This is a genomic window from Microbacterium sp. VKM Ac-2923 (assembly GCF_022815605.1).
GTDB lineage: Bacteria > Actinomycetota > Actinomycetes > Actinomycetales > Microbacteriaceae > Microbacterium.
This window is the reverse complement of the sequence record NZ_JALGRP010000007.1, coordinates 70,482-89,342: the sequence shown is the minus strand read 5'-3', so window position 1 is coordinate 89,342 and position 18,861 is coordinate 70,482. Positions and strand designations below refer to the sequence as shown.

Annotated in this window: 19 protein-coding genes; 5 read left to right on the top strand and 14 right to left on the bottom strand. The window is 68.6% G+C overall.

Going from position 1 to position 18,861, the window contains the following annotated elements:
* Window positions 1-5: 5 nt before the first annotated feature.
* A complete protein-coding gene (locus tag MT347_RS12670; RefSeq protein ID WP_243501545.1) occupies window positions 6-1,574 on the bottom strand; it encodes a helix-turn-helix domain-containing protein in 1,569 nt (522 codons plus the stop codon).
* Window positions 1,575-1,849: 275 nt separating this feature from the next.
* Between MT347_RS12670 and MT347_RS12665 the strand changes: the two genes are divergently transcribed.
* The 4 genes from MT347_RS12665 to MT347_RS12650 all read left to right on the top strand — a co-directional run bounded on the left by MT347_RS12665 (window position 1,850) and on the right by MT347_RS12650 (window position 5,953).
* Window positions 1,850-2,890 (top strand): ABC transporter substrate-binding protein, encoded by a 1,041-nt coding sequence (locus MT347_RS12665; RefSeq protein ID WP_243501544.1) that lies wholly within the window; start codon window positions 1,850-1,852, stop codon window positions 2,888-2,890.
* 79 nt (window positions 2,891-2,969) lie between these two features.
* Window positions 2,970-4,031: an iron ABC transporter permease gene (locus MT347_RS12660; RefSeq protein ID WP_243501543.1), complete on the top strand. Its 1,062-nt coding sequence runs from the start codon at window positions 2,970-2,972 to the stop codon at window positions 4,029-4,031.
* On the top strand, window positions 4,028-5,101 hold the full coding sequence (locus MT347_RS12655) for an iron chelate uptake ABC transporter family permease subunit (RefSeq protein WP_243501542.1): 1,074 nt from the start codon (window positions 4,028-4,030) through the stop codon (window positions 5,099-5,101). The genes MT347_RS12660 and MT347_RS12655 overlap by 4 nt, the downstream gene beginning before the upstream one ends.
* A gap of 30 nt (window positions 5,102-5,131) precedes the next feature.
* Window positions 5,132-5,953 carry an ABC transporter ATP-binding protein gene (locus MT347_RS12650; protein WP_243501541.1) on the top strand — a complete coding sequence of 274 codons (822 nt, stop codon included), beginning with the start codon at window positions 5,132-5,134 and terminating at the stop codon, window positions 5,951-5,953.
* Window positions 5,954-6,253: 300 nt separating this feature from the next.
* Here MT347_RS12650 and MT347_RS12645 read toward each other — a convergent pair whose 3' ends face one another.
* The 6 genes from MT347_RS12645 to dnaB all read right to left on the bottom strand — a co-directional run bounded on the left by MT347_RS12645 (window position 6,254) and on the right by dnaB (window position 12,048).
* Window positions 6,254-7,066, bottom strand: a complete 813-nt coding sequence (locus MT347_RS12645; protein WP_243501540.1) for an ABC transporter permease — start codon at window positions 7,064-7,066, stop codon at window positions 6,254-6,256.
* Window positions 7,063-8,799, bottom strand: coding sequence for an ATP-binding cassette domain-containing protein (locus MT347_RS18415; RefSeq protein ID WP_243501539.1), 1,737 nt, complete (start codon window positions 8,797-8,799; stop codon window positions 7,063-7,065). Before MT347_RS18415 ends, MT347_RS12645 begins: the two co-directional genes overlap by 4 nt.
* On the bottom strand, window positions 8,796-9,248 hold the full coding sequence (locus MT347_RS12635; protein WP_243501538.1) for a MarR family winged helix-turn-helix transcriptional regulator: 453 nt from the start codon (window positions 9,246-9,248) through the stop codon (window positions 8,796-8,798). Before MT347_RS12635 ends, MT347_RS18415 begins: the two co-directional genes overlap by 4 nt.
* Complete coding sequence (locus MT347_RS12630) at window positions 9,245-9,670, bottom strand: ester cyclase (protein ID WP_243501537.1); 426 nt, start codon at window positions 9,668-9,670, stop codon at window positions 9,245-9,247. Before MT347_RS12630 ends, MT347_RS12635 begins: the two co-directional genes overlap by 4 nt.
* A 210-nt stretch (window positions 9,671-9,880) precedes the next feature.
* Entirely contained in the window at window positions 9,881-10,579 is a 699-nt protein-coding gene (locus tag MT347_RS12625) for a class I SAM-dependent methyltransferase (RefSeq protein ID WP_243501536.1), read from the bottom strand.
* 101 nt (window positions 10,580-10,680) lie between these two features.
* Entirely contained in the window at window positions 10,681-12,048 is a 1,368-nt protein-coding gene (gene dnaB, locus MT347_RS12620) for a replicative DNA helicase (protein ID WP_055952596.1), read from the bottom strand.
* 614 nt (window positions 12,049-12,662) lie between these two features.
* Between dnaB and MT347_RS12615 the strand changes: the two genes are divergently transcribed.
* On the top strand, window positions 12,663-13,184 hold the full coding sequence (locus MT347_RS12615) for a hypothetical protein (RefSeq protein WP_243501535.1): 522 nt from the start codon (window positions 12,663-12,665) through the stop codon (window positions 13,182-13,184).
* A gap of 190 nt (window positions 13,185-13,374) precedes the next feature.
* Here MT347_RS12615 and MT347_RS12610 read toward each other — a convergent pair whose 3' ends face one another.
* The 7 genes from MT347_RS12610 to rpsF all read right to left on the bottom strand — a co-directional run bounded on the left by MT347_RS12610 (window position 13,375) and on the right by rpsF (window position 18,427).
* Window positions 13,375-14,118, bottom strand: a complete 744-nt coding sequence (locus tag MT347_RS12610; RefSeq protein WP_243501534.1) for an amino acid ABC transporter ATP-binding protein — start codon at window positions 14,116-14,118, stop codon at window positions 13,375-13,377.
* On the bottom strand, window positions 14,115-14,981 hold the full coding sequence (locus MT347_RS12605) for an amino acid ABC transporter permease (protein ID WP_243501533.1): 867 nt from the start codon (window positions 14,979-14,981) through the stop codon (window positions 14,115-14,117). The genes MT347_RS12610 and MT347_RS12605 overlap by 4 nt, the downstream gene beginning before the upstream one ends.
* A 5-nt stretch (window positions 14,982-14,986) precedes the next feature.
* Window positions 14,987-15,853, bottom strand: coding sequence for an ABC transporter substrate-binding protein (locus MT347_RS12600; protein WP_243501532.1), 867 nt, complete (start codon window positions 15,851-15,853; stop codon window positions 14,987-14,989).
* Window positions 15,854-16,676: 823 nt separating this feature from the next.
* Window positions 16,677-17,129, bottom strand: a complete 453-nt coding sequence (rplI, locus tag MT347_RS12595; protein ID WP_243501531.1) for a 50S ribosomal protein L9 — start codon at window positions 17,127-17,129, stop codon at window positions 16,677-16,679.
* A 10-nt stretch (window positions 17,130-17,139) separates the two neighbouring features.
* Entirely contained in the window at window positions 17,140-17,394 is a 255-nt protein-coding gene (gene rpsR, locus MT347_RS12590) for a 30S ribosomal protein S18 (protein ID WP_055832386.1), read from the bottom strand.
* A 101-nt stretch (window positions 17,395-17,495) separates the two neighbouring features.
* The gene (locus MT347_RS12585) at window positions 17,496-18,029 is read right to left on the bottom strand and encodes a single-stranded DNA-binding protein (RefSeq protein ID WP_243501530.1); all 534 of its coding nucleotides are present in this window, start codon (window positions 18,027-18,029) and stop codon (window positions 17,496-17,498) included.
* 5 nt (window positions 18,030-18,034) lie between these two features.
* Window positions 18,035-18,427, bottom strand: coding sequence for a 30S ribosomal protein S6 (gene rpsF, locus MT347_RS12580; RefSeq protein ID WP_058622540.1), 393 nt, complete (start codon window positions 18,425-18,427; stop codon window positions 18,035-18,037).
* Window positions 18,428-18,861 lie beyond the last annotated feature (434 nt).

Below are 18,861 nucleotides of genomic sequence, written 5' to 3'. Positions count from 1 at the left end.
CTGACTCAGTCGCGGCCCGCCTCTCGGCGCGCGTAATCGCGCGGCGACAGCCCGTGAGCGGTCGCGAATGCCCCGCTGAACGCCGGCGCGCCCGCGTACCCCAGGGCACGGGCCACCTCCCCCGGCGGGGAGCCTGCGCGCAGCAGCTCGCGCGCGACATCCATCCGGACCTTCGCCCGCCAGCGCGGAAAGCTCTCGCCGGCCTGGGTGACGAACTCGCGCCCGAGCGCGGCGGAGCCGACGCACAGGTGCGCCGCCCAGTCGGCCAGTCCCCGCCGATCCGCGGGGTCGCGGCGCAGCACCAGCGCGATCTCGCCGAGCGCTCCGTCCGCGCCCTCCGCGCCCGCGCGGCCCGGCGCGAACTGCGCGCGGAACATCGCGTTCACGAACGCGCCGTTTCCCGCCCCGTGACCCGTGTCGGGGCGCAGCGACGTGTGCTCGCCGACCATCGTGTGCAGCAGGAGCCGTTCGGCGTGAGACGGCACCGAGATGATCTCGAGGTCACCGACCCTCGTCGCCACCCGCCCATGGGCGATGCCGACCGTGAGCATCAGGGCGCCCGCGGTGAAGTCGATCGCGTGCGGCAGCCCCGCCGGCACCCAGATCGCCTGCCCCTGTCGCATTACCCACCGGCGCGGCCCGATCCGCAGCCGCACCTCGCCGCGATACACCCAGAGCAGTTCGTGGTGATCGGCGACGGCGGTCCAGAACGACCGCATCGGTACCGGCGGAGGGGGAACGGATGCCGCGGACACGACCGGCGACACCCGATCCCTGTTCTCGGGGCCGCCGGCCACCCTCCCGGCGCGTCCCCCGGCGGCACGTGCGCGAGCGCGCGGGGTGACACCCGCCTGCCGGCGGAAGGCGCGGCTGAATCCCGACGGCGTGCGGTAGCCGACGCTGCGGCCGACAGCCTCCGCCCCCTCGCCGGCGTCGAGGCGCCGCGCGGCGGCAGATGCGCGCGCCCGCGCCCGCCACGTCGAGAACGACAGGCCGGTGTCGCGCACGAACTGGCGCTGCAGGGTCCTTCCGCTCACGTTGTGCAACGCCGCCCAGCCGTCTATGCCGCGGGCGGAGGCGGGCTGGCGCAGCACGGCGCGCGCCACCTCGAGCGCCTCGGGCGAACGCGGCAGCGGCGGAGGCGACAACGACGCGGCCGGTGAGGGGTCGGGCGGCGTCAACCGCTCGAGTTCGGTGCGAAGGTCACCCGCCCCCGGCGTCTCGTCGGCGGTGAGGGTGTTGTCGTCCCAGCGGTAGATCATCCACGCTTCCCACGACCGCGGGATGACGACCACCCGCACGTGCGCCCACCCGCTCCCCCAGCGCGCCGGCGCGACCAGGTAGGGGAACAGCACCGCGTCCGCCTCCGCCTCGGCGCGGTGCTCCACGCCGGGCGGAATCCAGATCGCCTCGCCGGCCGCGAGCTCGTGTCGCGCACCCGCCGCCTCCACGGTCGCCGATCCGGAGTGCAGCCACAGCAGCACGCCGTCGAACGGCTCCGTGATCGGCCCGATCGCGGTGGGAGGCAGCGCCGCACGCGCGGCAGTCGGGTCGGCGACCTCGAATGATGGCATCCGCTCTCCGCGTCATAGTAAGAACTCGTCCGATCCGGAAAAGCCGCGAGCTTAGGGCAGCCTAATCTAAGAGGGCAGTCCTCCTCTCGTGCAGGTCTCCACCCGTTCCGATTGCTGCGCGCTCGGCGCGTCGCCCACGGGTGGAGCCGCGCCGGACGCAGCCATCGAGGGCAGCCTGCCGTGCATCCGGTAGTCCCCTCGGCCGTTGCCGTCCGCAACCCACGACGAGAGCAGCACGCGCGACTGCCGCACCCGAATCGAAGGACACAGCCCGCATGACGTTCACCGCACCCACCGGATCGCGCCGCCGCGCCGCGCTGACCGCCGGCGTGATCGGCGCCGCCCTCGCCCTGGCCGGCTGCGCCGGCAGCACCCCGGCGGCGAACGACACGGCAGCCGCCGGCGACGGCACCTTCCCGGTGTCGATCGACACCGCCTACGGCGAGGTCACTGTCGACAAGAAGCCCGAGCGCATCGTGGTGCTCACGAGCACCTACCTCGAGCTGCTGCCCTACATCGACGAGAAGCCGATCGCCTCGTCGGAGGACGACGCCTCGATCCGCGACTACTCGCCGTGGCTGAGCGACGTCGATCGCGGAGAGGTCACACCCGACCTGGTGGATGCCGACTATGCGCCGTCACCCGAGGCGATCGCCGCGCTCGCGCCCGACCTGATCCTCACCGACATCTGGAACACCGACGAGGCGCTTTACGAGCAGCTGTCAGAAATCGCTCCCACCTACGTAGGCGTCGAGACCGACACCCAGACGAGCTGGCAGGACCACCTGGCCTCGATCGCCGAGCTCACCGGCCACGACCCCGCTGTCGTCGATGACGTCGAGGCAGACCTCGCCGCCGACTTCGCCACGGCCGCCGCGAAGCTGCCCGGCCTGCAGGGAAAGTCGTACATCGTTCCCGTGTACTTCACCGACAACCAGTTCTGGCCGACCGAGTACGGCAACGACCCGCTGATGGCCATCGGCCTCGTGCCCAGCGACCAGCAGCCGCACGGCGACGTCACCTCCGACGAGGTGGGCACCATCTCGCAGGAGAACATCGACAAGCTCACCGAGGACGTCGTGTTCGTGGCCGCCTCGGGCGCCGTCAGCGAAGAGGTCATCGACCAGACCTTCGCGGCTCTCGAGGCCGACCCGCGCGTGGCGGAGCTACCGGCAGCCAAGAACGGCACCTGGCTCTACCTCACCGGTCCGCAGTGGACCGCGATCAACGGCGGCACCCCGCTGAGCTACCGCTGGTGGCTCGACCAGGTGATGCCCGAGCTGGAAGCCTCGGCACTGAACCAGAGCGCGCAGTAACGCCACCCGTCCGCGTGCCCGGTCGTCGTCTTCCGGCTATGCCGGGCACGCGGCACGTCCAGCCCTTCGAGAAACCGTCATGACAGCATCCGCCCCGCCCGTTGCGACCGCGAGCGATGCACGGCGCGCACCGCGCCTGCCGCGGTCGCTCACCGCCCGCGTGATGGGCCTGATCGTGGCGATCACCCTGCTCGCGGTGCTGCTGCTGCTGAGCGTCGCGGTCGGTTCGAAAGACATCGCGCTCGGCACAGTGGTCGACGCTCTCGTGCACAACACCGGGAACGGTGACGCCTACGTCGTCTGGGACCTCCGCGTGCCTCGCACCGTCGTGGGGCTGAGCATCGGCGTGGCGCTCGGGGTCGCCGGAGCGCTCATACAGGCGCTCACCCGCAACCCGTTGGCCGACCCCGGCATCCTCGGTGTCGACGCGGGCGCCGCATTCTTCGTCACCCTCGGCATCGCCGTCTTCGGGGTCACCTCCGTCGGCGGCTACGTGTGGTTCGCCTTCGCCGGGGCACTCGTCGTGACGCTCGTGGTCTACGTGATCGGGTCGGGCGGGCGCGGAGGGGCCGACCCCCTCCAGCTCACCCTCGCCGGCGTCGCCCTCGGGGCGGTGCTCTCGGGCATCGTCACCGCGATGGTGCTCATCGACCCTGCGACCTTCGACCAGATGCGCGGGTGGAATGCCGGCAGTATCGTCGGGCGTGGATGGGACATCTTGCTCCCCGTCGCACCGTTCCTGCTGATCGGCGTGGTGGTGGCGCTCCTGGCCACGCCGTCGCTCAACGCGATCGCCCTGGGCGATGACCTCGCCACCTCGCTCGGCGCGAACATCACCCGTACGCGCGTGCTCGTCGTCGTCGCCGTCACGCTGCTCGCCGGGGGGTCGACCGCGATCGCCGGCCCGGTCGGGTTCGTAGGGCTCATGGTGCCGCACGTGGCCCGCTGGTTCACCGGCCCCGATCAGCGCTGGATCCTCGCCTACACCCTGCTTCTCGGCCCCTCCTTGGTGCTGGCCGCCGACATCATCGGCCGCGTCATCGTGCGCCCGGGCGAGATCCCGGTCGGCATCGTCACCGCCTTCCTCGGCGCACCGGTGCTGATCCTCCTCGTTCGCCGCAGGAAGGTGAGCGGGTTGTGAGCCAGACGGATGCCGCGCCCGCCCGCGTCGACTTCGGTCACCGCACGCTCGTGCTGCGCCGCGGCGGCGCGGCGTTGCGCTGGCGCCTGCGCACGGTGCTCGTGTGCGCTGCCCTCGGCCTGCTGACCCTCGGCGTCGCGGTGTGGTCACTGTGCGTCGGTGAGTACCCGCTGTCGCTCGAGCAGGTGTGGACGGCGCTCATCGACGCCCCCGACGCGGGGTTCGCGCGCACGGTGGTGGTGGAGTGGCGGGCGCCGCGGATCGTCGCGGCCATCGCCTTCGGCGCCGCGCTGGGGGCGTCGGGCGCGATCTTCCAGTCGCTCACGCGCAATCCGCTCGCCTCGCCCGACATCATCGGTTTCTCGGCCGGGTCGTACACCGGGGCGCTCGTGGTCATCATCCTCATCCACGGCACCTATCTCGAGCTCGCCGGCGGAGCCGTCATCGGCGGCATGGCGACCGCCGCCGTGGTCTACCTGCTCGCGTGGCGGCGCGGAATGCATGGCTTCCGCCTCATCATCGTGGGCATCGCCGTCTCCGCGATGCTGGGCTCGTTCAACACGTGGCTGCTGCTGTCCGCCGACCTCGAAGTGGCCATGTCGGCCGCCGCCTGGGGCGCGGGCTCACTGTCGGGCACCGGCTGGACGCAGGCGTTCGCGGGCACCGTCATCATCGGCATGCTGCTGGTCGTCGTCGCCGCCCTCGCCCCCGGGCTCCGCCAGCTCGAACTGGGCGACGACGCGGCGAAGGCCACCGGCATCCGCACCGGCCCGACGCGCCTGTGGCTGATCATCACCGGCGTCGCGCTCGTGGCGGTCGTGACGGCCGCGGCCGGGCCGATCACCTTCGTCGCCCTGGCCGCCCCTCAGATCGCCCGGCGCGTCGCCCGCACGCCCGGCGTGACCGTCGCCCCCGCGGCCGTCATGGGCGCGCTCATGCTCGCCGGCGCCGATCTCATCGCGCAGCACGCACTGCCGGTCGCCCTCCCCGTCGGGGTGGTCACGGTCGTCCTCGGCGGCGCCTACCTGGTGTGGCTCATCATCGGAGAGGTGCGTCGCCGCCATGTCTGACCCGACCTCGACCTCGAAGGAGCGTTCCTCGTGACGCCGCCTCCCACCGCCGCGTCGCGCCTCCGAGCGGATGCCGCCACCATCGGCTACGACAAGCGTGTCATCAGCGAGCAGCTGACCGTCGAGATTCCCGACGCGTCGTTCACGGTCATCGTGGGGCCGAACGCGTGCGGCAAGTCCACGCTCCTGCGCGCGCTCTCTCGGCTGTTGAAACCCGCTGCGGGTCGCGTCGTGCTTGATGGCTCCGACATCCATTCGCTCAAGGCGAAGGAGGTGGCGCAGCGGGTGGGGCTGTTGCCGCAGTCTTCGATCGCGCCCGACGGCATCACCGTCGCCGACCTCGTGGCCCGCGGCCGCTACCCGTATCAGAAGCTCATCCGGCAGTGGACGGATGCCGACGAGCACGCCGTCGCCGGCGCCTTGGGCGCCACGGGGATCACCGAGCTGTCGGGTCGTCTGGTCGACGAACTGTCGGGGGGCCAGCGTCAGCGCGTGTGGGTGGCGATGGCGCTCGCGCAGGAGACCGGCATCCTGCTACTGGACGAGCCGACGACCTTCCTCGACATCACTCATCAGATCGAGCTGATGGAGCTGTTCACCGACCTGAATGAGCAGGGCCGCACGCTCGTCGCGGTGCTCCACGACCTCAATCACGCGGCGCGTTACGCCACACACCTCATAGCGATGCGCGACGGCCGGGTGGTCGCCGAGGGTGCGCCGGCCGACATCGTGACCGCCGAGCTCGTGCACGAGGTGTTCGGGTTGCGCTGCATCGTCGTTCCCGACCCCGTCGTGGGCACCCCGCAGGTCGTGCCGATAGGTCGTGACCGCGGTCGCGCGATCGCAACCTGAACGCGATCACGAGCTGAAGAGGAGCAGGAAGCGCCCCCGCAATGAAGCGAGCGAGGTGTGGGAGCCGACACGCAGACGGCATCTCGACCTGAGGTGCGACGTGCGCGGTGGAACCGACACTCCTGTAGGAACCTCTTAGAAATGTCGATTGTGTTTCGCTGGTTCGGCGCCTGGTCGCCCGGAAATGTCCACCGCGGATCGTCCGTTCCTCGGACGGAGTTGTCCGAGGAATGGATCGTGGCGCTCGGGGAAGACTCGGCGCCATCGTGATGACGGCGGCGCCGTGACGAGCATCTCGAACTACCGGGTGCGGTTGTATGCGATGAGAGAGAGCGGAGCAAAGATCACGACGAAAGCGGCCATCCAGATCAGTGTGAGGGTGACCGGTTCTGCAACGGGGCCTCCCATCATGAGGCCGCGTACGGCGTCGACGAGGTGGCCTACGGGGTTCCATGACGCGAAGGTCTGCATCCACCCGGGCATGGTGTCGACGGGGACGAAGATATTGCTGGCGAACGCCAAGGGGATGATGAGCACGGCGCCGAGCCCCTGGACTGCTTGGGGCTCTTTGATCGCTAGGGCGAGGAGGACGAGCGCCCACGAGATCGACAGTGCGAACGCGATGGCGAGGGCGCAGGCCGCGAGGATTGACCACAGGCCGGTCTCGAACCGCACTCCGAGCAGCAGTCCGAAGCCGATGAGGGCGGTGAGGGAGACGAGTTGGCGCACGATGTCGCTGCCGATGGCCCCGATGAGCGGGGAGATCCTTGCGATGGGCAGGCTTCGGAATCGGTCGAAGATGCCGTCTTGGAGGTCGGTGCTGAGGGAGACACCGACGCCCATGGTGGCGAAGAGGGTCATCATGCCGAGGATGCCGGGGAACACGAACTGCAGGTATGCGCTGGTGTCGCCGGAGATGGCGCCGCCGAAGACGTAGCCGAACAGGACGAGGAAGATCGCGGGGCCGATGATGACGTCAGCGAGTCCGGCGGGGTGGCGGCTGATCTTGACGATGCCCCGCCACGAGAGCGTCCCGGAATGGGTGATGATCTGTCCGAGTCCGACACGGTTTCTGAGGTCGGCTCGGGAGGCGGTGAGCGTGGTGGTGGTCATGCTGCTGTCGTCTCTGCGGTCGTGGTTGGTGTGGCGGCGGACGCGGGGTGGCCGGTGAGGGTGAGGAAGACGTCGTCGAGGCTGGGGAGCCGGAGCGAGAGTTCACTGACGTCGATCCCGGCTTCGTCGAGGCTCCGCACGATCGCGGGCATGACCTCACCGGCGGTCACGGCCGCGCTGAGTCGTCCTGTTGGCGCGTCCATGACGGGCGTGACGCCGATGATGCTCTCGACGCGGGCGGCGGCCTCGGCGAGTCGGTGCGGGTCGTGGAGCCTGACGTCGAGTGTTTGGCTGCCCAGGCGTCGCTTAAGGTCGTCGGGGGTGCCGCGGGCGACGATGCTGCCGGCGTCGATGACGATGATGTCGTTGGCGAGGTGATCGGCTTCCTCAAGGTATTGCGTCGTGAGGAGCACAGTGGAGCCTTGCGCCGCGAGACGTCGGACCATCGCCCAGGTTTCCCCTCGCCGGGCCGGGTCGAGGCCTGTGGTCGGTTCGTCGAGGAACACGACAGCGGCTTCGCCCATGACGCTCGCGGCAAGGTCGAGGCGTCGACGCATTCCACCCGAGTAGCCCTTCGCGGGTTTGGTGGCGGCGTCGGCGAGTCCTGCATCTTCGAGTAGCTCGGTTGCTCGGCTCTTCGCCTGCTTCCGCGACATGCCGAGCAATCGGCCGATCATCGTGAGGTTCTGGTGGCCGGTGAGGTCTTTGTCTACAGAGGCGTACTGGCCGGTGAGTCCGATCAGCTGGCGCACTGTGGAGGCGTCTCGGGACACGTCGTACCCGCAGATGCGGGCTGCGCCCTCGTCGGCTTTCAGCAGCGTCGCGAGAATCCGCACGGTTGTGGTCTTGCCTGACCCGTTGGGGCCGAGCAGCCCGAGCACCGCGCCTGGTGCGACGGTGAAGTCGATGCCGGCCAGAGCGGTCGTGTCCCTGAATCGCTTGACGAGCCCGCTGACCTCGATCGCGGGACCGTTGTTGCTGTACTGAGCCATGCGCTCTCTCCGCTCCTTGTCCTGGACCGCTTGGGCGCGAGCCTTCTTCGCTGCGACGCTCTGCTCGGGTGACCCGATGTGTTCGCCGACTGCCACGAGGAACTCCTTCGGGGTGTCGGTCCAGAGGTAGATGCGGTCGACCACCTGCTCACCCCCCTTGGGCGCCAACCCGGGGAGTGTGACCGTGGTGGGGCGCTCGAGGACGATCTCGATGTTGGTGTGGTCGCTGATACCCATCACCAGCGCACGGCCGCCCTGGTCGTCGATGATGCTCGGGGTCTTGGGCTCGTAGCTGCGACTATTGAGAGCCACGGAGTAGACGTCGTCCCAGGTAACGTGCGCGTCCATGTCCAGCCCGTCGCGGACGCGCACTCCCTCCGATCCGACGGTGTGCGGTCGCATGAAGTGCGCGCACAACAGGCCGGTCATCCACACCAGCCCCCAGATGCCGATGACGAGCAGCGGGATCCGCACCCAGAGCCATTGATGCACGATCAGGTCGATGATGACGATCTCGAGGGCCGAGAGCACGATGAAGATGAACAGCACCGCGAGGCTCTGCGAGTGGTAGTAGAACCCCTGCGCATCCGGTGCTTTCCATGGCCGCCGCGTGATGGCGCGGCCGATCGCGTCGTAGATGATCTTCTCGATCCCCGCGCCTCTAGCGAAGAGCGCTTGCGTGCGCGTCGGCTCAGGCTTCTCGGCGCGCATCTCGGTCTGGGGAAGCTTGATGCCGCTCACGTCGCATCCCCCGCGGCCGCCGCTTCATCGACCAGCTCGCTCAGTCGGGCGGCGATCGCGGTCACCCCGCGCTCCACGGTCGCGACATCGCCGGGAGAGACCGCCGCCACCAGGGTTTCCGCCAGCTGGGCGTGCTCCCGCTCCATCTTCGCCATCAACGCGTTCGCCGAGTCGGTCAGTTCCAGCAGCACAGCACGCCGGTCTGTCGGGTGCTTCGCTCGATGCACATAGCCGGCGGATTCGAGCGCGTCGACCAGCAAGGACACGTTCTTCCCGCTCACTCTGAGCGCGACCGCGACATCCCGCTGCGTCGACGCACCTGACACCCGCAACGTCCACAACACCGCCACCCGCGACTCCGTCAACGGCGTGCCCGCGAAAGCACGCGCCATATCGCGACGCATCAGGTCGCCGATCGCAAGAAGCTGATTCAGCAGCTCCGCGCTCATGAGATCTGTCCGAAGAGTGTGCCCGTGTCCGTGACGATCCACGCCTCCACGATCCGTCCTGACTCGATCCGGTAGAAGTCGTTGCTCATGACCTCGATCGAGCGGCCCGTCGCAGCCAGCCCGTTGAACCGTCCCGAGTGCGTCCCCCGCAGCACAGACCTCACGGCTACCACGTCGCCCTCGCATACCGCATCGACCACGGTCGTCTGCAGATCCGGGAACGCAGCCGCCATCTCAAGCACCCCGCCAAGCCAGTGCTCGCGGCCGACGATCGGCTCCGACACCCCAGCCAGCGTCACAACGAGATCCAGGTGCATGAACTCCTCGAGAGACTCCCGATCCCCGGCATCGGCAGCCGCCAAAGCCCGCCGAACGAGACCCAGGTTGGACGCTGAAATCTGAGACATCGCAAGAAACTCCATCTGTTACCAACGGTATTGAATACCAATGGTAACAGACTCGCGAACCCAGTTCCGCTCATCACCACCCAGCACCAAAGGTGCCTCCTCGACCCCTAGGCTCTCAGGGCCTGGACATGGCGCAGGGACATCTCGGATGCGCGGTTGCCGCGAGTGCCTTGTCTGCGATGAGGGGGACGACCGCGGGACCAACTTGCCCCAACGGGAGGGTGCTCACACGGCGCGCAGAATGTACTTGGCAAAGATCCCGTCGTCGTCATACTGGGCGTCCTCGATAACGAAGCCGGCCTCGCCCATCATCGGCTCAAGAAGCCAGGTGAAGGTTGAGTGCTCGTCGCGCACATGCTCCTCGAGATCGGCGCGCGTCCACCCGCCTTCCATGGCTGAGTAGCCGGTTGAGCACCAGTGCTCGATGCGCTCGATCGCTTCGTTGAGTGGGAAGTGGTAGACGACGTCCCACAGGCGCAGGATGCCACCAGGGCGGAGCATGCGGCGGATTCGAGCGAGGGCTATCGCCTTCCAGAAGTCGGGCAGGTGGTGCAGCGCGAATCGCGAGTAGGCGAGATCGACTGACTCAGAGGCGCGCTCGTAGGTGAGGTATCCGTCCTCGACGATATACAGCGACGAACCCGCCGCGGTCGCTTTCTGACGGAGGTGGTCGAGCATTACCGGTGAGGGATCGACGGCCGTGACGTTCTCCCAGCGCTCCGCTGCGAGGAGCGCGAACTGTCCCGTTCCGGCACCGAGATCGACAACATCCGCGGTCGTCGCGGGGAGTAGCTGTCCAAGCGTGACGATCTCAGCGGCAGCCCCGGCATCTTCCTTCTCGTCATAGTGCGCGACGTGCTCAGGATCGGTGTTCTCCCTGCCGAGAGAAGTCGTCTCGTCCAGGAACCACGTCGGTTGCGGCATGCCGACCACCCTAACGATCGGCGCCGAAATGTCCCGATGGACATCGCGTGGACATGTCACCCGCGAAAAGGACATCTCAGAAAAATCCCTACAACTCCGAACTACATCCCCGGCGCCATATCCGCGAACCGCGAATAGTGCCCCTGGAACGCCACCGTGATCGTGTCGGTCGGCCCGTTACGGTGCTTCGCCACGATCAGATCCGCCTCACCCGCGCGGGGCGAGTCCTTCTCATATGCGGCCTCGCGGTGCAGCAGCACGACCATGTCGGCATCCTGCTCGATCGAGCCCGACTCACGCAGGTCGCTCAGGGCCGGCTTCTTGTCGGCGCGCTGCTCGGCGCCACGGTTCAGCTGCGACAGCGCGATGACGGGAACCTGCAGCTCCTTCGCCATCAGCTTCAGCGCACGCGAGAACTCGCTGACCTCCTGCTGGCGCGACTCCACGCGCTTACCGCTCGTGAGCAGCTGCAGGTAGTCGATGACAACCATCTTCAGACCCTCGCGCTGCTTGAGGCGACGGCACTTGGCGCGGATTTCGACCAGCGTCATGTTGGGGCTGTCGTCGATGTAGAGGGGGGCGTCGTTGATGCGACCGCGCGTGGAGGCGACGGTGGTCCAGTCGCGCGAGTCGAGCGTCCCCTTGCGCATGCTCTGGAGGGGAATCGAGCCCTCGGCGCTGAGAAGGCGCATGGCGATCTCAGAGCGACCCATCTCGAGCGAGAAGAAGATGCACGGCGCGTTCGACTTGATCGCGGCTGCGCGGGCAAAGTCGAGCGCGAGCGTGGACTTACCCATGGCGGGGCGCGCGGCGAGCACGATCATCTGACCCGGGTGCAGACCGTTGGTGAGCTGGTCGAGACCGGCGAAGCCGGTGGGGATGCCGGTCATCGACCCGTCGCGACCGCGAGCGGCCTCGATCTCCTCGACCGCGGCATCCACCGCCATCGTCAGGGGGATGTAGTCGTCGGCGCTGTCATCGCCCGAGACGTTGTAGATCTCGGCCTGGGCGCTGTTGACGAGATCGACCGGGTCGCCCTCGCCGGCGTAGCCCATCTGCACGATGCGCGTGCCGGCCTCGACCAGACGACGCAGCAGCGCGCGCTCGGCGACGATCGAGGCGTAGTAGCCCGCGTTGGCGGCCGTGGGCACGATAGAGGTGAGCGTGTGGAGGTAGTCCGCTCCCCCGGCGCGCTGGAGCTCGCCGGTCTTGATGAGCTCGTCGGTCACGGCGACGACGTCGGTGGGCTCGCCGTGCGAGTAGAGCGTGAGGATGGCCTCGAAGATCAGCTCGTGCTTCGGCACGTAGAAGTCGCCCCCGCGGAGCGTCTCGATGACATCGGCCACCGCATCCTTCGACAGCAGCATGCCGCCCAGAGCGCTCTGCTCGGCGAGGATGTCGTGCGGGGGCGTGCGCTCGGGACGCGGTGCTTTTCCGAGACGCTCCTCGGCGATGTCAGCGATCGACACGGGCTCTCCTTCTGCTCTCAGGCCGCCCCTGCGCCCCCCTCACGCGCGCGCGAAGGATGCGATGGCGAGAGGTGAAACGACCTCGGGAGCATCAGATCACCGACGTCCGACATCGACGCGCGCGGCAGGGTGACACGGATGCCCGAGGGGCTGCCCCCACGGTAGATACCACCTTCGACCCACGCAAATGTGCCTGTGGATAACTCTGTGGAGAGTGTGCGGGAAACGCCGCAGTCTCTGTGCACAACTCCTGTGGACAAGTCGGTGGATGACTGTGGATTTGGCTCCGTATATGGCCCTTCATCTGGGGTTTATTTGTCCACAGGTTGTGTGGTGAAATCCCGGTTGAAGTAGGCCTTGAAGGTTTCCCGACTTGACAAATGCATGTGTACAACTCGGGGGATAACTCGCGGTCGGCCTACCGATGCGGCATCCGATGTCAAATCTCCCGACGCCTGGGCGTGTCGCCCCCGCCACCCGCTCGTCACGTCAGCACTACTCAGAGTTCACCCTCCCTCTTTCGCCCGCGCGGATCCAGGCGTATCGTCGCCGACCTGAGTCACCGACGATTCACCTTTGGGGGGCGAATCATGGATGCCACACTGAGGACGGGGATGCCACGCACTCTGCGCGTGTTCCTGCTCGGTGTGCTCGTGTCCCTCGCCACCGCCGTGCTCTCGCTCTTCGCCACCTCGATGTCGGCCTCCGCGGACGACTCCGGGTCGGGTCTGCTGGGGGCCGTCGGATCGACGGTGAACGGCGTGACCGACACCGCCGGGGACGTCGTCGAGCCGGTCACCACCGCCGTTGTGGAGCCGGTCGCGAACGTGACCGACGTCGCCGGCTCGGGCGTCGTGGGCGCGATCGTCGACCCTGTCGTCGCCACCGCCGGATCCCTCCCCATCGTCGGTCCCGTCGTCGAGCAGAGCGGCCTAGGTGGCGTCGTCACCGGCGTGGCCGGGGCTGTCGACGAAACGCTCCCGGTCGTCGTCGGTACGGCGCCCGAGATCGCTCCGGTCGTCCCGTCGCTCCCCGGCGACGGCGGCGAGGTGCTCTCCCCTGCACCCGGCGTCACGGCTCCCCCCGTGACGCCGCCGGCAGCCCCCCTCGGGCATTCCGACACCGGCCGCACCTGAGGCTCTCGAGACGGTCACGGCTCCCCCGTCGCCCGCCGTCTCCGCCGCGGCCGTGACGGCACGCGTGGTGACGTCAGTTGCGCAGATCGTGCGCTACTTCGAGGCCGTGGCCCCGGCATCCATCCCCTCCCAAGCAGCGGGAGCGCCCCGATGGGGTGGCTGCGCCTGCCGAAACCTCTCTTACCCGCCGCTAGAGCGCTCCCCCGCGACGCTCGCGCTCGAGGAAGGCGATGGTGTCGGGATGTTGCGGGGCGTCGAGGATCTGCGCGGGCGCGCCCTGCTCGACGACGCGTCCGTCCTTCAGGAAGACGATGCGGTCGGCCACCTCACGAGCGAACGACATCTCATGCGTCGCCATCAGCATGGTCGACCCGCGGTCGCGCAGCACCCGCACAAGGTCGAGCACCTCGCCGACGAGCTGCGGATCCAGCGCCGACGTGATCTCGTCGAGCAGCAGAAGCTCGGGGTCGGTCATCACCGCGCGCACGATCGCAACGCGCTGCTGCTGACCGCCGGAGAGACGGTCGGGGAACTCCCGCGCCTTGGCCCCGAGACCGAGCTGCTCGAGCAGTTCGGTGCCGCGGGCGTACGCGTCGGATTTCGGCATCCGGTGCACTTTGCGCGCGGCGAGCGTGACGTTGTCGATGACGCGCAGGTGCGGGAAGAGGTTGAAGTGCTGGAAGACGACGCCGATGCGTGCGCGGGCGGAGTCCTCGTCGACGCGGGGATCGGTCAGGTCGTCGCCGTTGAGCAGAATCTGTCCGTCGTCGACACGCTCGATGAGGTTGATGGTGCGCAGCAGCGTCGACTTGCCCGACCCCGACGCGCCGATGAGCACGACGACCTCGTGCTGGTCGATCGCGAGGTCGACGCCATCGAGCACCACGTGGTCGCCGAAGGTCTTTCGAACGCCGCGGACGTCGAGCACGCTCACACGACCCCGCCCATCTGCTCGCGCTTCGCCAGCCGCGCCGAGACGTGGTCGGTGAGCCGGATCATGGGCAGCGCCATCGCCACGAACAGCAGCGCCGCCACGATGTACGGCGTGAAGTTGTAGTACTCGGCCGCGGCGATCCGCGCTGCGCTCACGGCATCCACCGCTCCGAGAACCGAGATGAGGCCGACGTCCTTCTGCATCGACACGAAGTCGTTCATGAGCGCAGGCACGACCTTGCGCACGCCCTGCGGGATGACGACGATGCGCAGCGTTTGTCCATGGGTGAGGCCCATCGAGCGCGCGGCGACCCGCTGCGAGGGGTGCACCGCCTCCATTCCCGCGCGCAGCACCTCGGCGATGTAGGCCGAGTACGTCAGCACGATCGCGATGGTGCCCCACAGCACCACCGGCACCCGGCCGAAGACGCCCAAGGCCGGGATTCCGAAGCCCACCAGGTACAGCACGATCAACAGCGGGATGCCGCGGAACAGATCGGTGTACACCGTGGCCAGGGCGCGCAGCGGGAAGAACACCGGACCGCGCAGCGACCGCAGCACCGCGAGCGTCGTACCGAGGATCGCCACGGCGAACGCCGCGACGAACAGCACCTGGATGTTCAGCCACAGCCCGACCAGGATCGACGGAAAGCTCGCGATCGCGATGTCGACGTCGAAGAAGCTGCGGCGTACGTCTTCCCACCCGGGGCTGGAGAGGACAGCCCACCCCACCACGACGACGAAGACGAACGAGCTGACGAACGCGATCAGCACCGACTTCGTCGACTGCTGACGCCGCGTGACGCGCCGACCGAGTTCGAGCTCGCTCGGACGCCACTCGGCATCGAGGGGGATGGATGCCACGGCTGTTACTTCAGTACGGGAGCGGCGGCCGTGCCGCCGAGCCACGTCTGCTGCAGCTCGTCGAGCGTGCCGTCCGCGCGCAGAGCGTCGACGGCCTCGCTGACCGCGGTGGTCAGCGCCGAGTCTTTGGGCAGCACGAACGCGAGCTCGTCACCGCCGACCGAGGAATCGGGCAGCTGGCCCACGACCTTGCCGTCGTCGAGCACGGCACCGGCGAGGTAGAACGCGGTGGGGAGGTCGACGATGATCGCGTCGACCTGGCCCGCCTGAAGTGCGGCGACGGCGTCGTCGTTTGAGTTGTAGACGCTGAGGTTGGCGGTGCCGAGCTGGTCTTCGGCGACCTGGTAGCTGGTCGTGGCGCTCATGACGCCGACCGGGATGCCCTTCAGCTCGTCGACGGTGGTGGCGGACGTAGCCGGCGACGACCCGGTCGTCACGACGGCCTGCGTGGTCGTGTAGTAGGGCGACGAGAAGTCGACGGCGTTCTTGCGCTCGTCGGTGATCGAGAACTGCTGGACGTTGAGGTCCCAGTCCTTCGGGCCCGGAGCGATGGCGCTGTCGAATGTGGAGCGCACCCACACGACGTCGTCCTTCGAGAAGCCGAGCTGCGTGGCCACGGCGTCTGCCACGGCCGCTTCGAAGCCCTCGCCCGAGGCGGGATCGTCGTTCTCGACCCAGGGCGAGAACGCGGGTTCGCCCGTGGCGATGGTGAGCTTGCCCGCGGTGACGGTCTGCAGAGCGCCCTCGGAGGCGGGGGCTGCACCGGCGTCGGAACCGGTGGGGGCGAACGCGCAGGCGGTGAGCGAGACGACGGTGGCTGCGGCCACGGCGGTCAGGGCGGCGGCGCGGCGCAGGCGTGCGAAAGCGGTCACGATGTCTCCTCGTGGACGTATCGGGGGCATCCCCGGAGTGCTGTGTGGAGCAAATCGTACCTAAGCGGCGAGGCTCCGGTCGTCGGTGAGGAAACCCGACGACACGCGGCGGGCGTTGCGCGGGGCTCGTGATGGCGTCTGCGGCATCCCTCGGCCCCTCAACCGGCTCGGCGCCTACCACCGCACACGGGTCCGGGCCGATTCGCCGCGTTCGTACGGGTTCTGTGCACCACCCCCGGCTACGGGGCGTTCCATGTGCAACGGGGCGGGCGACGGACGCCCCGTTGCACGTCACGCGCCCCAAAATGCCCGTCGCCCCCTCCCCCGCGCTACCTCAACGGATGCCGACACACCGTCCCACGCACATACCCGCACCCACCGCCCGCTTCGGGGCGTGCCATGTGCGCTGGGGCGAACAACGGACGCCCCGGTGCACATCCAAGGCCCCACAACGCGGCGAACCGCCCGCACGCCCCTCGACGGGCCCGGGCCCCCACACCACGCGCCTATTCGGAGCAGATCTCCCACCTTCGGGGCGGGCACTGCGTGTGCGCCGTCGGGGCGGGCACTGCGCACGCGCCTTCGGGGCCGGCACTGCGTACGCGCCTTCGGGGCCGGCACTGCGTACGCGCCTTCGGGGCGGGCACTGCGTACGCGCCTTCGGGGCGGGCATTGTGCACCGGGTCGGGCAGGAACCGCCCCGCTGCACATCCCGCGCCCCGAAGCGGACGAGGCAGCCGCGGCCACCCAACGCCGCCGCGGGAACGCGGAACGGCCCCGGCCTGCCGGAGCAGGAACGGGGCCGTTCTCGAGATGCAGCGAATTACTTCGCGGCGACCACCTGGAGGGTGATCACAGCGGTGACGTCGTCACGCAGGCGAACGGTCGCCTCGTGCTCGCCGACCGACTTGATCGCGGAGGTGATCTGGATCTTGCGCTTGTCGAGCTCGCCGAGACCGGCGGCCTTGACGGCGTCGGCGACATCGGCGGTCTTGACCGAACCGAAGAGGCGACCCTCGTTGCCGGCCTTGACGGCCAGCTTGACGGTGTTCGACTCGAGCGAGTTCTTCAGCGCCACGGCGTCTTCGTGGTCGTGGATCGCGCGGGAATCGCGGGCGGCGCGAATCGACGCCACCTGCTTCTCGCCACCGCGGCTCCACGACACGGCGAAGCCCTGGGGGATGAGGTAGTTGCGGGCGTACCCGCTCTTGACCTCGACAACATCACCGGCGCTACCGAGCCCGGTGACCTCATTCGTGAGAATCAGCTTTGCCATCGGGTGCTCCTTAGCGGCCGGCGCCGGCGTAGGGCAGAAGAGCCATCTCGCGCGCGTTCTTGATGGCGCGGGCGATCAGGCGCTGCTCCTGCACGGAGACACCGGTGATACGACGGGCGCGGATCTTGCCGCGCTCCGAGATGAACTTGCGGAGGGTGGGGACGTCCTTGTAGTCGATGACGCCGACGCGGATCGCCTTCGCGGGAGCTGCGTTCTTCGCGCCCTTCCGCGGCTTGCGGCGGTCGCCAGTGGCCTTTCCAGCCATGCTTCCTTCTTTCGTGTGGTTCGGGCGCCGAGCCGATCACGTGGACCGTGCGCTGGCATCCGGAATTTCGGGGGTCGTCGCGCTCGAGAGCGCAGCGAAGATCAGAACGGGGTGTCGTCTCCGTAGGAACCGGGAGCGCTCCACGCGTCGGCGCCGCTGTTGCCGCTGTTGCCACCGTTGCCGCCATTGTTCGACCCGGGGGTCGACCACGGCTCGTCGTTGGACTGCTGCACCTGCGGGCGCTGACCGCCTCCGCCACCCCCGCCGCCACCGGCGGCACGGGTGACCTGAGCGGTCGCGTAGCGAAGCGAGGGCCCGATCTCATCGACTTCGAGTTCGATGGAGGTGCGGTTGTTGCCCTCGCGGTCCTGGTACGAACGCTGCTTCAGGCGACCGGTCGCGATGACACGGCTGCCCTTCGTCAGCGAACCGGCGACGTGCTCGGCGAACTCGCGCCACACCGAGGCGCGCAGGAAGAGCGCCTCGCCGTCCTTCCACTCGTTCGCCTGACGGTCGAACGTGCGGGGGGTCGACGCGATCGTGAAGTTCGCCACCGGCAGACCGTTCTGCGTGTAACGCAGCTCGGGGTCGGCGGTGAGGTTGCCCACGACGGTGATGACGGTTTCGCCGGCCATCGTCGTTACTTCGCAGCCTTCTCGGCGGACTCGACCTTGCGGGGAGCGGCGGCCTTGCGGGCGGCCTTCTCCTCGGAGCGCTTGGCCTCGGCGGCGACCTGGGCGATCGCTTCCTCGGCGCGCAGGACCTTGGTGCGCATGATCTGCTCGTTCAGCTTCAGCTGACGGTCGAGCTCGTTCGTGGCCTCGCTGGTCGCAACGAAGTTGACGACGGCGTAGATGCCCTCGTTCTTCTTGCGGATCTCGTAGGCGAGACGGCGGCGGCCCCAGATGTCGATCTTGTCGATGGTTCCTCCATCGGCCGTGATGACCTTGAGGAATCCGTCGAGCTTCGGAGCGACCTGGCGCTCGTCGACCTCGGGATCGAAGATGACCATGAGTTCGTACTGGTGCGTCACTAACCCACCTCCTTCGGACTAGAACGGCTGACGGGCATTTCCCGGCAGCAGGAGGGTGTGGTGCACGTCGTCACGGGCTCACACGCGCATGGGCGTCGCCGGACAACCTTCGTAGTCTAGCGGATGCCACGCGTGCCGCGGAATCGCGGGGCGCCGGATCGTCCGGGGGCGCCGGATCGTCCGGGGGCGGCGGGCGGGGGTTTGGCGTTTGGGGCGCGGACTGCTCGTCGTCGCGGGCGGGGCTCTTGGGTTCGGGGTGCATTCTGCTCTTCGGGGCGGGCGACGGCCGCCCCGGAAGCACGAAACACGCCCCAATGCGGGTCCGACGACGCAGCGGCTCCGGGCCCGCACGCGAGTGCAACGCGCGTCGAGACGGCAGCGACTTCAGGCCGACCCCGGGTTCGGGGCGCATTCCGCTCTCCGGGGCGGGCGAC

Excerpts from the sequence above, each read along its gene's own strand:
- MT347_RS12630 (WP_243501537.1), bottom strand. The coding sequence starts at position 9,670 with ATGGAGTTTCTTGCGATGTCTCAGATTTCAGCGTCCAACCTGGGTCTC.
- MT347_RS12625 (WP_243501536.1), bottom strand. The coding sequence starts at position 10,579 with ATGCCGCAACCGACGTGGTTCCTGGACGAGACGACTTCTCTCGGCAGG.
- MT347_RS12615 (WP_243501535.1), top strand. The coding sequence starts at position 12,663 with ATGCCACGCACTCTGCGCGTGTTCCTGCTCGGTGTGCTCGTGTCCCTC.
- rplI (WP_243501531.1), bottom strand. The coding sequence starts at position 17,129 with ATGGCAAAGCTGATTCTCACGAATGAGGTCACCGGGCTCGGTAGCGCC.
- MT347_RS12660 (WP_243501543.1), top strand. The coding sequence starts at position 2,970 with ATGACAGCATCCGCCCCGCCCGTTGCGACCGCGAGCGATGCACGGCGC.
- MT347_RS12585 (WP_243501530.1), bottom strand. The coding sequence starts at position 18,029 with ATGGCCGGCGAAACCGTCATCACCGTCGTGGGCAACCTCACCGCCGAC.
- MT347_RS12670 (WP_243501545.1), bottom strand. The coding sequence starts at position 1,574 with ATGCCATCATTCGAGGTCGCCGACCCGACTGCCGCGCGTGCGGCGCTG.
- MT347_RS12635 (WP_243501538.1), bottom strand. The coding sequence starts at position 9,248 with ATGAGCGCGGAGCTGCTGAATCAGCTTCTTGCGATCGGCGACCTGATG.
- MT347_RS12665 (WP_243501544.1), top strand. The coding sequence starts at position 1,850 with ATGACGTTCACCGCACCCACCGGATCGCGCCGCCGCGCCGCGCTGACC.
- rpsR (WP_055832386.1), bottom strand. The coding sequence starts at position 17,394 with ATGGCTGGAAAGGCCACTGGCGACCGCCGCAAGCCGCGGAAGGGCGCG.
- MT347_RS12645 (WP_243501540.1), bottom strand. The coding sequence starts at position 7,066 with ATGACCACCACCACGCTCACCGCCTCCCGAGCCGACCTCAGAAACCGT.